Source organism: Corynebacterium sp. HMSC073H12 (genome assembly GCF_001837775.1).
Taxonomy (GTDB): Bacteria; Actinomycetota; Actinomycetes; order Mycobacteriales; family Mycobacteriaceae; genus Corynebacterium; species Corynebacterium amycolatum.
Genome location: NZ_KV834023.1, coordinates 113,814 through 128,026, shown reverse-complemented (window position 1 = coordinate 128,026; position 14,213 = coordinate 113,814). Strand labels below are relative to the sequence as shown.

Sequence of the window (14,213 nt, the reverse complement as noted above, 5' to 3'; positions counted from 1 at the left end):
CTTTGACGAGTATCTCAGTTACGGATTGCAGGACAACTACAGGAAAGCGTTTGCCCAAAAATGAGTAAAGACTACAGCGAGTGGGAACTTCAGCCATCTGATAAATCGCAAGGGCAGACTGAGCTGTTTCCGCCGCAGCCGCAAGTGCCGCAAGTTGAAGACCAGCGCGGTCGTGGTCGGGGAGTGTTATGGGCGGTAGTCGCGCTGCTGCTCATTGTGATTGTCGCTGCGGCGGCGGTGCTTTACCTAGTTGTGAGTGGTCGAGGTGAGCAGTGGCTCGGTGCAGGCGCCAAGGATGAAGCAGCGCCGAAGCGTACTGTTACCGCGACTGCGACGGAGACCGTGAAGGTGAAGTCGTCGGAGAAAACCAATCCAGACAAAACCAAGAAGGATCGCTGTGCGGCATCGGCTTTCATCAATGATCCAAGTCGATTCGTTGTTCATTTTTGTGATGGCCAGTGGGCTGTGACTGGGGTTGAAGGCACCGGTGGTGTCGCGACGTGGCGCTGGGGCGGTTCGGGATGGGCTGAATACGAGCGCCACGGGACACAATGGCCCAGTGACTACGCTTGTTTCGACATGGGCCGGCTGAAGCGAGAAGGTGCCCCGGCTGGCTTCCGGAATGCAGTGACAGCATGCGAGGAATCGGAGACTACGAAGACGACGACCAAGAAGAAGGAAACTACGAGTACGGCTACGCCGACTGCGGTTTCTATTGAGGAACGTTGCGCACCGAAGATGTTCGCGCCGAGCGGAGATGCGCCGGAGTCGGGGATTGGCAGCGTTGTAGTTAAGTACTGTGATGGGCAGTGGGCGTACTGGGGAGTCTATGGTGTCGGCGGTCTAGTGGTATCCAAGTGGAATGGCTCCGAGTGGAATGAGTACCAGCGTTTTACTGAGTCGATGAGTGACGCAGAGGCATGCGCGCAGATGGGCAAAGCAAGGTCTGACGGCATGCCAGAAGAACTTGTGTCCCAGCTGTGGACATGTGATGGCTAGCATTAGCGCTCGCTGTTGTTGAGTGTTAGCACTTGCAGAGGTAGAGTGCTAACGAAGGTTGTTTGACACACAGTTGTTCACCCGCGACGACGGCTGTGCACGGCAGACCAACCGGCACAAGAACATCACATCACCGCATGTATGGAGGAATTCATCGTGGCGAACGTCAACATCAAGCCGCTGGAGGACCGCGTCCTCGTCCAGATCAACGAAGCAGAGACCACCACGGCTTCTGGCCTGGTTATCCCGGACTCCGCTAAGGAGAAGCCGCAGGAGGCTACCGTTATCGCAGTTGGTCCGGGTCGTTGGGCCGATGACGATGACCGCATTCCTATGGACGTCAAGGAGGGCGACATCGTCATCTTCTCCAAGTACGGCGGCACTGAGCTGAAGTACCAGGGCGAGGAGTACCTGCTGCTGTCGCAGCGCGACATCCTGGCTGTTATCGAGAACTAAAGGGAGGACGTACCCACACATGGCGAAGCTTATTGCTTTTAACGAAGAGGCTCGCGAAGGCCTCAAGCGCGGTGTGGACACGCTTGCCGACGCAGTCAAGGTCACGCTTGGCCCGAAGGGTCGCAACGTTGTCCTGGACAAGGCCTTCGGCGGTCCGCTGGTCACCAATGACGGTGTGACCATCGCCCGCGACATCGACGTTGAGGATCCGTTTGAGAACCTCGGTGCGCAGTTGGTTAAGTCCGTTGCGGTCAAGACCAATGACGTTGCCGGTGACGGCACTACTACCGCAACGCTGCTGGCACAGGCGCTGGTCCACGAGGGTCTGCGCAACGTTGCAGCCGGCGCAAACCCGATTTCTCTGAATCGCGGTATTCACGCTGCATCCGACAAGGCGGTTGAGCTGCTGAAGCAGCGTGCCACCCCGGTCAGCAGCTCTGCTGCCATCGCGCAGGTGGCAACCGTTTCCTCGCGCGACACTGAAATCGGTGACCTGGTTGCAGGTGCCATGGACAAGGTTGGTAAGGACGGCGTCGTCTCTGTGGAGGAGTCGCAGTCGATTGCCACCGAGCTGTCCGTGACCGAGGGCGTGTCCTTCAACAAGGGCTTCCTCTCGCCGTACTTCATTACCGACGTGGAGGCTCAGCAGGCAATTCTCGACGGTGCACAGGTGCTGCTGGTCCGCGAGAAGATTTCCTCCCTGCCGGAGTTCCTGCCGATTCTGGAGAAGATTGCCGAGTCCGGCAAGCCGACTCTGATTATGGCTGAGGATATCGAGGGCGAGGCTCTGTCCGCGCTGGTTATCAACGCTATGCGCAAGACCTTGAAGGTTGCCGCAGTGAAGGCGCCGTATTTCGGTGACCGTCGTAAGGCGTTCATGGATGACCTGGCAGTTGTCACCGGTGCAACCGTCGTTACGGCTGACACTGGCATGCAGCTGAAGGACGTTGGACTTGAGGTGCTGGGTAACGCACGCCGCATCACCATTACCAAGGACGAGACCGTCCTGGTTGACGGTGCCGGCACCGCTGAGGCCTTGGAAGAGCGTCGTAACCAGATTCGTGCCGAGATTGAGCGCACTGACTCTGACTGGGATCGCGAGAAGCTGGAAGAGCGTCTGGCGAAGCTCTCAGGCGGTGTGGCTGTTATTAAGGTCGGCGCTGCAACCGAGACCGAGGTCAACGAGCGCAAGCTGCGCGTCGAGGATGCCATTAACGCTGCTCGTGCAGCAGCTCAGGAAGGCGTCATCGCCGGTGGCGGTTCCGTACTGGTGCAGATTTCCCGTGAACTCGAGGCATTTGCTGACGAGTTCGAGGGTGACGAGGCAGTCGGCGTCCGCGCTGTTGCCAAGGCTCTGACCCGTCCGGCCTTCTGGATTGCTGAGAATGCTGGTAAGGATGGCGCAGTTGTCGTTTACCACATCGGTGAGCAGGAGAACGGCAACGGCTACAACGCTGCTACTGACACTTACGAGAACCTGATTGAGTCCGGTGTCATTGACCCGGTCAAGGTCACTCACTCCGCAGTCGTCAACGCAACCTCCGTGGCACGCATGCTGCTGACCACTGAGGCTTCCGTTGTGGACAAGCCGGAAGAGGAGCCGGAGCACGATCACGCTCACTAGTTACTACTGAGTTTGGGCTCTGGCCTTTGGCACTAAAATGCTCCCCACCTTTCAATCTGAGGGTGGGGAGCATTTTGGTTTTATGTGAACTGGAACTGGCTGGAGTCCGAGAGAAGGGGAGGGACTACATGGCAGTGACTAGAACGCGTTCAAGTTCGCGTTCACGTGCGGCCGGCTTAGCTCGAAGGATTTCATTTCGTTCAGATTCGCTGAGACCACCCCAGACGCCGTATGGCTCACCAACCTTGAGTGCGTGACTACGGCACTGCATAAGAACGGGGCAAGAACGGCAGATAGCCTTCGCACGGGCTTCGCGTAGGCTGCGTGCGCGTCCGCGCTCGCCTTCCGGGTGGAAGAAGGTCGCGGAGTCCTGCCCGCGGCAAGAGCCGTGCAGCTGCCAATCCCACAAATCCGCATTGGGCCCGGGCAAGTGGTCGATGTACGTCATCGGAATTGATGTCTCCTTCATTGAGCTTTCTTGAAGCAGTGAGCTCAAGTGTGGAGGCCAACAATGAACGGTTGGTAAACCTAAGGAGGCCAGCCGGGATACTACGCAAACAATTCCGTCAAACTCTTACCAAATTTTTAGAAACGGCCAGGTCGGCGAGAACGCAGACCGTCGACAAAGCCTGCGCAGTAGTCCCATGGGGCGTAGCGGGAGGGGTCTGGATCGAATTGTGGCTCGTGAACCGGGGACGCCTGTCCAGACAGGAGCATCAGGTAGTGGTTTTCCAAAACTTCCCAGTTGTAAAAGTGCTCGTCTCCGCAGTCCTCACACAACATGCAGACGCCCAGTAATCCCTCTGGGCTCAAAGCGGTGCGGAATAGGCGAACTGCGGCCAGATCTTCAAGAACCTCTCGACGTTCCTGGTCTGTCAGCGGAGCAAACGGCTCATCCGGCTCGAGAAAGCTTGCCGGGTCATTGGGATCTCCTTCGAACGGATCCCGCGGCATGGATGAGAAAAAGTTGTGGTTCACAACCACTACCGTAACAGCTCTGTACGGCAATCCTGACGATTGGCAATCTACTTAGTTGGGGTTTAGTTCACCTTGGTATAACCCTCAGCTAGCTTTTGGCTAACCCTTGTCGGGCACCTGTCGCTCCGCCTAATTGTCGCGTTCCATTACTTAAGGACTACCCTGTATATAACGTTTGGCAACCACGAAGCGATAGCGCCCCTGGCCGGATGTCGGCAAGGGTGGAGCAGGAGGAGTCCATGACCAACCCCACGGGAATTAGCCTCGGCGGAGACAATCCCAACAAGATTCCACTAGTCGGCCTTACATTCGATGACGTCCTGCTTCTGCCGGACGCTTCGGACGTTATCCCCTCCGGCGTTGATACTTCGACGCAGCTCACCCGTGAGCTGCGTCTGAACATTCCGATTGTGTCCGCTGCTATGGACACCGTCACCGAGGCTCGCATGGCTGTTGCCATGGCTCGCCAGGGAGGTATGGGTATCCTGCACCGCAACCTGTCCATCGAGGAGCAGGCTCAGCAGGTCGAGATTGTGAAGCGCTCTGAGGCTGGCATGGTGTCCGACCCGGTGACCTGTTCCCCGGATGACACCATCGCCGAGGTAGATGCCAAGTGCGCTCGTTACCGCATCTCGGGCCTGCCGGTCGTCGACAAGGACGGCAAGCTGGTCGGTATCTGCACCAACCGCGACATGCGTTTTGAGGCAGACCTGAACCGCAAGGTTTCCGAAATCATGACACCGATGCCGCTCGTCGTGGCTGAGCAGGGTGTGTCTGGCGATGCGGCGCTGAACCTGCTGCGCGCTCACAAGGTGGAGAAGCTGCCGATCGTCGATGGCGAAGGCCGTCTGACTGGTTTGATTACCGTCAAGGACTTCGTCAAGAAGGATCAGTACCCGAATGCTTCCAAGGATGGTTCCGGCCGTCTGCTGGTTGGTGCTGGCATCGGTACCGGCGAGGACTCCTGGAAGCGCGCACACGCATTGGCTGACGCAGGCGTAGACGTGCTCGTTGTTGATACCGCTCACGCCCACAACTCAGGTGTACTTGAGATGGTCTCCCGCGTTAAGAAGGAATTCGGCGAGAGCATCCAGATTATCGGCGGCAACCTGGCTACCCGTGGTGCTGCACAGGCCATGATTGATGCGGGTGCAGACGCCATCAAGGTCGGTATCGGCCCGGGCTCGATTTGCACCACTCGCGTTGTCGCAGGTGTAGGTGCCCCGCAGATTACCGCCATCATGGAAGCCTCTGTCGCAGCTAAGAAGGCTGGCGTTCCGATTATCGCCGATGGCGGTATGCAGTTCTCCGGCGACATCGCCAAGGCTCTGGCGGCCGGTGCATCCTCCGTCATGCTCGGTTCGATGCTGGCTGGTACCGCTGAGGCTCCGGGGGAGGTTACCTTCGTCAACGGCAAGCAGTACAAGATGTACCGCGGCATGGGCTCGCTGGGCGCCATGCAGGGCCGCGGCCTGACCGGTGAGAAGCGCTCCTACTCCAAGGATCGCTACTTCCAGGCTGACGTCAAGAGCGAAGAGAAGCTGGTTCCGGAAGGTATCGAGGGCCGTGTTCCGTTCCGCGGCAGCATCGACTCCATCGTTCACCAGCTGGTCGGTGGTCTGCGCGCAGCTATGGGCTACACCGGTTCCGCCACCGTCGAGCAGCTGCACGACGCACAGTTTGTCCAGATCACCGCTGCAGGCCTGCGCGAGTCGCACCCGCACGATATCCAGATGACTGTCGAAGCGCCGAACTACTACCAGCGCTAAACTGGCTTAGTCGAGTTAAATTCCACGGAAAGGGCATGTGAGGAAAGCTCATGCGCGACATCGTTGAAATCGGTATTGGCCGCGAGGCACGCCGGACCTACGAGTTGGACGATATTGCACTCGTTCCCACTCGTCGTACCCGGTCGTCCAAGGACGTCGATGCCTCCTGGCGAATTGACGCCTACGATTTCGAACTCCCGATGATGATGCATCCGACAGATGCCATCGCCAGCCCGGAATCCGTCGCTGAGTTTGCTCGCCTGGGCGGTTTGGCGGTTCTCAACGCTGAGGGTATCTGGGCCCGTCATGCCGATGCGCAGGACAAGATTGCCGAGCTGGTGAAGTTGGCAAAGAATGCCGCCACCAAGCGCGAATCCGAGGCAGTGAACCGCAAGCTGCAGGAACTGCACTCTGCTCCGATTGATACGGAGCTGTTGGTTGAGCGCATCAAGGAAATCCGCGCAACCGGCGCGATCACTGCAGTTCGTGTCTCCCCGCAGCACGTCCGTGAGTTGGCGCCGCTGGCTATTAAAGCTGGCATTGACTTGTTGGTTATCCAGGGCACGCTGATTTCCGCAGAGCATGTCACTGCTCAGGGTGCGCCGCTGAACCTCAAGGACTTCATCGGCAGCCTGGACGTTCCGGTTATTGCCGGTGGCGTTGTCGACTACCAGACTGCGCTGCATCTGATGCGCTCAGGCGCCGCTGGTGTAATCGTCGGTACAGGCTTTACGACGTCCCCGGATGCGCTCGGCATCGATGTGCCAATGGCTACCGCTATTGCGGATGCTGCAGCTGCTCGTAAGGACTATCTCGATGAGACCGAGGGCCGCTACGTCCACATCATTGCCGACGGCGGCATTGATACGGTCGGTGATATTGCCAAGGCAATCGCCTGCGGTGCGGATGCTGTGGCGCTGTCCAGTGTGCTGGCAACCGTCAACGAAGCTCCGGGGCAGGGCTATGTCTGGCCGTCTGTTGCGGCACACCCGAAGTACCCGCGCGGTGCGGTGTGGCCGGTTGTCGACGATGAGAAGGAATTGGTCAGCCTGGAAGAGGCTCTGTTTGGCCCGTCCGCCTCGCCGTTCGGTGACCGCAATCTCGCCGGTGGCCTGCGTCGCGCAATGGCCAAGTGCGGCTTTACCAACCTGAAGTCCTTCCACCGCGTTGAGCTGTCGGTACGTCCAAAGGGTTTTTAATTAAAGTAATCGGATAGTTTTTTCGCAAAACTACCTTACTGAAAAGCCACCTCCGCTTAGGGTTAGGAACATGAGTTCCGCGCATTAGTGTTACGCCCTTAGAGAAGGTGGCTTTTCCCATGGTTAAACAACGCGATTTCGATGTTGTAATCGTCGGTTCCGGTTTCGGTGGCTCTGTTTCTGCTTTGCGGTTGACCGAAAAAGGCTACCGAGTGGCAGTTCTCGAAGCCGGTCGACGGTTCGAAGATAAAGACTTTGCCAAGACCAGCTGGCGGCTTCACAAGTACCTGTGGGCTCCCAAGCTGGGGCTCTTTGGCGTCCAGCGCGTGCACATGTTGAAAGACGTCATGATTCTCGCTGGTGCTGGAGTCGGCGGTGGTTCCCTTAACTACGCAAACACTCTGTATAAGCCGGGTACCGAGTACTTCCAGCACCGTCAGTGGGGGCACATTACCGACTGGGAGTCAGAACTTACTCCGCACTATGACAATGCATCTCGCATGCTCGGGGTGGTCACCAACCCAACCGACACGCCTGCCGACGTCGTCATGCGTGAGGTAGCTGAAGATATGGGTGTGGGCCATACTTTCCGCTCAACCCCGGTGGGCGTGTTCTTCGGTGCCAAGACCGGTGGACAGGGTGTGCCAGGGCAAACAGTTTCCGATCCCTACTTTGGTGGCGTTGGACCGGACCGGACTGCTTGTACGGAATGTGGTGAGTGCATGACTGGTTGCCGCCACAATGCCAAGAACACCCTGGTTAAGAACTACCTCTACTTGGCGGAGAAATTCGGTGCGCAGGTCTTTGACCGCACTACCGTTACCGGCCTGCATCCTCAGGCTGATGGCTCCTGGGTTATTGACACTGAGCGCAGTGGCCGTTGGGTAGCTAAGGGCAAGCAGCAGTTTAGCGCTAAGCGTGTCATTCTCGCCGCAGGTGCCTGGGGAACCCAGAATTTGCTGCACCGGCAGCAGGCCGATGGGCACTTGCCACTGCTGCCGAAGTCTTTGGGCAAGCTGACCCGCACCAACTCCGAGGCTATTTTGGGCGCGATGGGTACGAAGGTGGACCCGGAAAATGACTTCTCTAACGGTGTAGCTATCACTTCGTCATTCTTCCCAGACGAGGACACCCATATCGAGCCAGTGCGCTACGGCAAGGGCTCTAATGCCATCGCAATGCTGCAGATGATTATGACCGAAGGGGGCCGTGCAACTCCGCGTTGGCTCCAGGCTGTTGGAATCGTCGTAAAGCACCCTAACTACCTGACACAGCTCGTGAATCTGCGTAAGTGGTCGCAGCGCACAGTGATTTCTTTGGTGATGCAGAATCGCGACAACTCGATTACGACGTACCTGCAAAAGATCGGGCCGGTGCGTTTCCTGATGAGTAAGCAGGGCGAGGGGGAGCCGAATCCGACGTGGATTCCGTCGGGTAACGAAGCTACGCAACGTGCGGCGGATAAGCTCAATGCACGTGGTCGGAATGGTCGTGTGTTGGCTGGTGGCACTATCGGTGAGTTGGCAAATATTCCTTTGACAGCTCACTTCATTGGTGGCGCGACGATTTCGGATTCGCCCGAAAACGGCGTCGTTGATCCGTACCTGCGCGTGTGGGGCTACCCGACGCTCTCGATTCACGACGGCTCGGCGATGGCAGCCAACCCGGGAGTGAACCCGTCACTGTCGATTTCCGCGAATGCGGAGCGTGCAACGTCGCTGTGGCCGAATAAGGGTGAGGAAGATCAGCGCCCGGCGCAGGGTGAGTCCTACGTGCGACTGGAGCCGATTGCTCCGGTGAACCCGGCTGTGCCGGAAGATGCTCCGGCTGCACTGAACCTGGGTATGCCTGCAGTCCGGAAGTCTTGATAAGCTTTAGGGCGTGTCTGAACAGGTGACTAAGCCCGTCCTCGTCGTGGACTTCGGTGCGCAGTATGCGCAGCTCATCGCGCGACGTGTGCGCGAGGCAAAAATTTATTCCGAAGTGGTCTCGCATGATGCGACGACCGAAGAAATCAAGGCCAAGAACCCGGCCGCGCTGGTGCTGTCCGGCGGCCCGTCCAGTGCCTACGCCGAAGGTGCCCCGAAGCTCAACCCAGAGTGGCTTGAGCTGGGCATTCCGGTGTTTGGTATTTGCTACGGTTTCCAGGTGATGACTGAGGTGCTCGGCGGCACGATCGCTGCTACCGGTGACCGTGAGTACGGCCGCACGCAGCTAAACGTCGTTGACGGTGGCGGTGTCGCTCACGCTGGTGTGCCGGAGACACACGAGGTGTGGATGAGCCACGGTGACGCGGTGTCTGAGGCACCGGAGGGCTTCACCGTTACGGCGTCCACCAAGGGTGCTCCGGTAGCCGCTTTCGAGTGCTTGGAAAAGCGCATGGCCGGTGTGCAGTACCACCCGGAGGTCAACCACTCGCCGTACGGCCAGCAGGTGCTGGAGCATTTCCTGTACGAGATTGCTGGCCTGGAGCCGGACTGGACTGCCGCTAATATCGCGGAAGAGCTGATTGAGCAGGTCCGTAATCAGGTCGGTGAGACCGGCCGCGCAATCTGCGGTCTGTCTGGCGGCGTTGACTCCGCAGTTGCCGCCGCGCTGGTGCAGCGCGCTATTGGTGACCGTCTGACCTGTGTCTTCGTCGACCATGGGCTGCTGCGTCAGGGCGAGCGCGAGCAGGTTGAGAAGGATTTCGTTGCCGCAACTGGTGCGAAGCTGATCACCGTCGACGATTCCAAGATTTTCTTGGATGCCCTGGCTGGTATCACCGATCCGGAGACCAAGCGTAAGACTATCGGCCGTGAGTTCATCCGATCCTTCGAGCGCGCTGTCGCTCAGGCGCTGGAGGGCGCTCCGGAGGGCGAGACCGTGGACTTCCTGGTCCAGGGCACCCTGTACCCGGATGTGGTGGAGTCCGGTGGCGGTTCTGGTACTGCCAACATCAAGAGCCACCACAACGTCGGTGGTCTGCCGGATGACGTTGAGTTCACCCTCGTTGAGCCGCTACGCCTGCTGTTCAAGGACGAGGTCCGTGCGGTCGGCCGTGAGCTGGGTCTGCCGGAAGAAATCGTTGCTCGTCAGCCGTTCCCGGGTCCGGGGCTTGGTATCCGCATCATCGGCGCTGTCGATGAGGAGCGCCTGGATACCCTCCGCCGCGCCGATGCTATCGCGCGCGAGGAGATGACGGCCGCAGGTATGGACGAGGTTGTCTGGCAGTGCCCAGTCGTCCTGCTTGCCGACGTTCGCTCGGTCGGTGTCCAGGGCGATGGCCGTACTTATGGCCACCCAATCGTGCTGCGTCCGGTTTCCTCTGAGGATGCGATGACCGCTGACTGGACTCGCGTTCCCTACGACACTTTGGAGAAGATCTCCACCCGTATTACCAACGAAGTGCCAGAGGTCAACCGAGTGGTCCTGGATGTGACTTCCAAGCCGCCGGGAACCATTGAGTGGGAGTAAGCCACTAGTTGGCAAGGGCCGTGTCTGTGAGTTGTGCAAACTCGCGGGCGCGGCCCTTTTCCGTCAGAGCCGAGGTGTTCTTGGTGATGGTGATGCGCTTATCGGCCACGAGCGTGTGGAGGGCTGCGTTCACGGCATCGTCGTCAAGCATTGCGAAATAGGGGAGCTGATCGACGAAAAAGACGTAGCCGTCGCGTAGACGCGAGATGAAGAGGACAGCGAGGATACGTGCTTCGGGGGAATCGGTGGGATAGGGGCAGCGCTGTGCGAAGTCATCGGGAAGCGGTGCGGCCAGCGGGAGGAATCCGAATTGCCGTGGCAGGATTGCGCAGGTAGCGGTGATGGCTGAAAGTGCGATGACTACGACAGTCGCGGCGAGGCTTGATGGGATGCGCTCGGCGACAGCAGCAATGATCCATGAGCCGGGGAAGATCAGCAGCACGCTTACGCTGGAGTTCCAAGAGATGTCGTTTGGGGACTCTCGCATTGGCTCGGCGAAATAGGAAGGCCGAGTTTCTTTGGTGGGTGTTTTTGCGTGGCGCGGGAAAATGGTGATGCCAATGAGTGCGAGTAGAAGCGTCAGGATCCACCAGCCAATGGCGCCGATGATATGGGCGTTAAGCAGCGCGAGCAGTGTAATCACTGCGGTGATGACGCCAAGCACCGTCCCCAGTGGCACGGGATTATTGATAAATTTTGTCGTGCGTTGAGCCGCGTCTTGGTAAGATCCTGAAGAGTGTTGGTGTCGGCTGCATTCAGTCATACTTCTTAAGTTTAGTAGCGGTGGAACTATAGATTGTTGAGAGTTGTGTGGCTAGTGTTATGACCATGAGCATTGTAAAAATTAACGCTATTACCGTTCCTGAGGGGGCGGGAGAAGAGCTCGAACGTCGCTTTTCCGCTAACTCTTCGAAAATGACCGATGTCCCGGGGTTTATTGGTTTCCAGCTGCTGCGTCCAACCGCAGGGGAGAGCCGCTACTTCGTCTTCACTGAGTGGGAGAGCGAGGAGGCCTACCAGGGGTGGCGTGAGGGCCGTGCCTTCAAGGCATCGCATGAGGGCGAAAAGCGCAAGCCGGTGTCGTCGTCGGCTGATTTGCTCGAATTCGATGTAGTCCTGGATGTGAAGGCGTAAGCATTACGCAATGTAGTGTTCGGCTGAGGTTAGAGCGTCGCGCGGTGGTGTGCGGCGCTTTTCTTCGCACATTAATATCGAACGTACGTGCTATTTAAGGTAGTGTTTAATCCGCTTGTTGGGAAAGAATATTCGAGCAGGGTTCGTGGTGAGTATGGCAGTGGCATGGCAGTGAGTCGACAGAGAGGCGACAGCGGGATAACAACGAAATGAGGTGGAACAAGAAGTGACAACGGCGGTCAATATTGCTGCGGGGCAGTCTAGGGAGCAGACTATTGCGGCATTGCGGCAGGCGATGGCAGCTCAGTCTGGTGGGACTGTAACTGGTGCAACCTTTGGGCTCGGTGAGGCGCTGCCGGTGCCGGTGGCGTTGGAAAATACGTTGGCGGGAGCAGTGCGAAAAGGGGCTGTCAGTGTCATTGAACAGCCCGGTGCGGTATTGGCAGGCCTAATCGCGGAAGTTACGAAGACAGGTCATGTTGCGCTAGTTGGGCTCTCCGAGCAGGGGTTGCTCTCCGTGGTGGAGTTGGGCGGGAAGCTATCGAACATTGTCTGTGTGCCAGATCCTGGAATGCAGCCACTTGAAGTAATTGGGCTGTTGGCGGACGGCTTTGACTTGGTGGTGGCTTCGTTGGCACGCACTCCGCCGCCGTCGCAGGCACGTCCGCTGCAGGCACGACTGCGCACGAGTGGTTGTGCTCTGGTTTTTGTCGGGCAGCAGTGGCCGGGCGCTGAGTCGGAAATTTCCAGCTCTGTTGCTGGCGTTTCCGGGATTGGTACTGGTTATGGCCGGATTCGGGCAGTGGATTACCAAGTCAGTGTGTCGGGGACGCGGTTTCCGCAGAGGCAGTGCCGTTGGCGGGTGGGGGAACAGGTGGAACAGAACAATGTGGTCGCCTTTCCCACACAGAGGAGGTCCTAATGGCAGCGGCGGAATCGAGCCGTGTGGTGGCGCTATGGCTTCCTGATTGGCCAGTGCAGGCAGCGCATCTAGCATCTGTGATGTCGCAGGCTAATCCGCTCAGTCCAGTTGCAATTGTGGGTGATAGCGGAGTGGCTGCTTGTTCTCCAAGTGCGCGCCGTGCAGGGGTGCGGCGCGGGCAAAGTCGTCGCCATGCGGAAGCGTTGTGCCCGGAGCTGGAGGTTGTCGAGGAAAGTGCGGTGCGCGACGCTGCGGAATTCGAGTCCGTGCTGCAACGGTTGGAGGCGGTGGCAGCTGGTGTCGAAGCTCTACGGCCAGGCTTGGCGGTTGTGGCAGCGCGAGGGGTAATGCGTTATTACGGCGGACAGGATGTGGCCTTGGAAAAGCTGCTTGATGCCGCTGCAGTACCGGGCGTGGACTGCAGCTTGGGGCTCGCGGACGATATTGTGACAGCTATTTTGGCAGCGCGCCGGGGAGTGCTGGTAGCTCCCGGGGAGGATGAAGGCAAAAGATTTCGGCAGGGAATCTCTCTGGTGGAGCTTAGGGCGGAAAGTGCACTGGAGATGCCCGCAGAGCTTGCGAAGTCGTGGCAGGAACTCGGCCTGCGCACATTGGGAGATGTCGCTGCGTTGCCGAAGCGGGATATAGCCAACAGGTTTGGGGCGCAGGGGGCTAGATGGCATGATTTGGCCTGTCGTGGGGAAGTGCGGTTGGTGGCGCCGCGATCTTTGCCACCAGGATTGGTTGCGAGCTACCAGTCTTGGGAGAGTCCACTTCGGAGAGTGGACGAGGCCTCATTCGTGGCGCGTTTTCTAGCTGGACAACTGCATGAACAGCTTTTTAACCACGGGTATTCGTGTTACCGCTTAGCGGTGGCGGCGCAGTTTAGTGACGGCTCAGAGGTGCGCAGAGTATGGCGCTGCACTGAGCCACTGGCAGAACAGACTACGGCTGACAGAGTTCGGTGGCAGCTCGATGGCTGGCTGAATAACAGGAATCGGCAGCAGCCACGAGGGAACAGTGGCACTGTTGCTGGAGTTGTTGACGGCGCTGAGGAAAATGACGGAGATGATAGCCGCGGAATCGTAGAGCTGCAGTTAGAGCCACTGGATGTGGTCGCTGCCGGGACTGTAAAGCAGGATTTGTGGCACGGTAGTGATGATGCGCGAGCTAAAGCGCGCCGGGCTGCCGAGCGTGTGCAGGGGTTACTGGGGCCAGAGGCAGTACAGCAACCAATCATGCAAGGCGGGCGTGGCCCAGGAGAAAGAGTGGGATTTGTCGCTTTCGGAGAAAACCCCAAAAACACAAAAACCGCAGAAATTAATCAGCCATGGCCGGGAGCTGTTCTTGCCCCCAATCCGGCAATTATTCCCGCGACTGCGAATGCAGAGGTGGAAGTGCTCGACGCCGATGGACACACCGTGGGCGTAACTGGGCGAGCGACTATGACGGCGGAACCGTCCCTGGTGCGACATGGAGTAACAACGTATCGCGTGTCATCGTGGGCTGGGCCCTGGCCGATTGATGAGCGCTGGTGGGTACCCGATGAGGCTCGCCGAGCGGCAAGAATACAAATCCGTGCGGTAGCGAATGACGGTACCATCGCCGCCTGGTTGCTCATAGGGCATGCCGGCGCATGGAGAATCGAGGGTGCTTACGCGTAGAGACGCAGTGGA

At 58.6% G+C, this 14,213-nt stretch carries 13 protein-coding genes; 10 read left to right on the top strand and 3 right to left on the bottom strand.

Annotated features, from left to right (window positions below):
• Nucleotides 1-60 precede the first annotated feature (60 nt).
• The 3 genes from HMPREF2708_RS11160 (at nt 61) to groL (ending at nt 3,079) form a co-directional block, all read left to right on the top strand.
• Nucleotides 61-999 carry a hypothetical protein gene (locus HMPREF2708_RS11160; protein WP_070831048.1) on the top strand — a complete coding sequence of 313 codons (939 nt, stop codon included), beginning with the start codon at nt 61-63 and terminating at the stop codon, nt 997-999.
• Nucleotides 1,000-1,155: 156 nt separating this feature from the next.
• On the top strand, nt 1,156-1,455 hold the full coding sequence (gene groES, locus HMPREF2708_RS00570) for a co-chaperone GroES (protein WP_005510054.1): 300 nt from the start codon (nt 1,156-1,158) through the stop codon (nt 1,453-1,455).
• A gap of 19 nt (nt 1,456-1,474) precedes the next feature.
• Entirely contained in the window at nt 1,475-3,079 is a 1,605-nt protein-coding gene (gene groL / locus HMPREF2708_RS00565; protein WP_070831045.1) for a chaperonin GroEL, read from the top strand.
• Nucleotides 3,080-3,203: 124 nt separating this feature from the next.
• On the opposite strand, the gene HMPREF2708_RS00560 is transcribed toward groL, so the two are convergent.
• Nucleotides 3,204-3,527: a WhiB family transcriptional regulator gene (locus HMPREF2708_RS00560; RefSeq protein ID WP_016422117.1), complete on the bottom strand. Its 324-nt coding sequence runs from the start codon at nt 3,525-3,527 to the stop codon at nt 3,204-3,206.
• A gap of 137 nt (nt 3,528-3,664) precedes the next feature.
• The gene (locus tag HMPREF2708_RS00555) at nt 3,665-4,033 is read right to left on the bottom strand and encodes a DUF5319 domain-containing protein (protein WP_038629374.1); all 369 of its coding nucleotides are present in this window, start codon (nt 4,031-4,033) and stop codon (nt 3,665-3,667) included.
• Nucleotides 4,034-4,296: 263 nt separating this feature from the next.
• Between HMPREF2708_RS00555 and guaB the strand changes: the two genes are divergently transcribed.
• The 4 genes from guaB (at nt 4,297) to guaA (ending at nt 10,481) form a co-directional block, all read left to right on the top strand.
• Nucleotides 4,297-5,826: an IMP dehydrogenase gene (gene guaB / locus HMPREF2708_RS00550; protein ID WP_070831042.1), complete on the top strand. Its 1,530-nt coding sequence runs from the start codon at nt 4,297-4,299 to the stop codon at nt 5,824-5,826.
• Between the two features lie 50 nt (nt 5,827-5,876).
• Nucleotides 5,877-7,025, top strand: coding sequence for a GuaB3 family IMP dehydrogenase-related protein (locus HMPREF2708_RS00545; RefSeq protein WP_070831039.1), 1,149 nt, complete (start codon nt 5,877-5,879; stop codon nt 7,023-7,025).
• 119 nt (nt 7,026-7,144) lie between these two features.
• Nucleotides 7,145-8,893, top strand: coding sequence for an FAD-dependent oxidoreductase (locus HMPREF2708_RS00540; protein WP_070831036.1), 1,749 nt, complete (start codon nt 7,145-7,147; stop codon nt 8,891-8,893).
• 13 nt (nt 8,894-8,906) lie between these two features.
• Nucleotides 8,907-10,481: a glutamine-hydrolyzing GMP synthase gene (gene guaA, locus HMPREF2708_RS00535; protein WP_070831033.1), complete on the top strand. Its 1,575-nt coding sequence runs from the start codon at nt 8,907-8,909 to the stop codon at nt 10,479-10,481.
• A gap of 4 nt (nt 10,482-10,485) precedes the next feature.
• Here the strand turns inward: guaA and HMPREF2708_RS00530 are convergent, their stop codons facing one another.
• The gene (locus HMPREF2708_RS00530) at nt 10,486-11,160 is read right to left on the bottom strand and encodes a hypothetical protein (RefSeq protein WP_246840277.1); all 675 of its coding nucleotides are present in this window, start codon (nt 11,158-11,160) and stop codon (nt 10,486-10,488) included.
• Nucleotides 11,161-11,309: 149 nt separating this feature from the next.
• Here HMPREF2708_RS00530 and HMPREF2708_RS00525 point away from each other — a divergent pair, with 149 nt between their 5' ends.
• The 3 genes from HMPREF2708_RS00525 (at nt 11,310) to HMPREF2708_RS00515 (ending at nt 14,201) form a co-directional block, all read left to right on the top strand.
• Complete coding sequence (locus HMPREF2708_RS00525; RefSeq protein WP_038629377.1) at nt 11,310-11,615, top strand: antibiotic biosynthesis monooxygenase family protein; 306 nt, start codon at nt 11,310-11,312, stop codon at nt 11,613-11,615.
• A 226-nt stretch (nt 11,616-11,841) separates the two neighbouring features.
• The gene (locus HMPREF2708_RS00520) at nt 11,842-12,537 is read left to right on the top strand and encodes a hypothetical protein (protein WP_070831423.1); all 696 of its coding nucleotides are present in this window, start codon (nt 11,842-11,844) and stop codon (nt 12,535-12,537) included.
• Nucleotides 12,537-14,201 (top strand): Y-family DNA polymerase, encoded by a 1,665-nt coding sequence (locus tag HMPREF2708_RS00515; protein ID WP_070831027.1) that lies wholly within the window; start codon nt 12,537-12,539, stop codon nt 14,199-14,201. The genes HMPREF2708_RS00520 and HMPREF2708_RS00515 overlap by 1 nt, the downstream gene beginning before the upstream one ends.
• Nucleotides 14,202-14,213 lie beyond the last annotated feature (12 nt).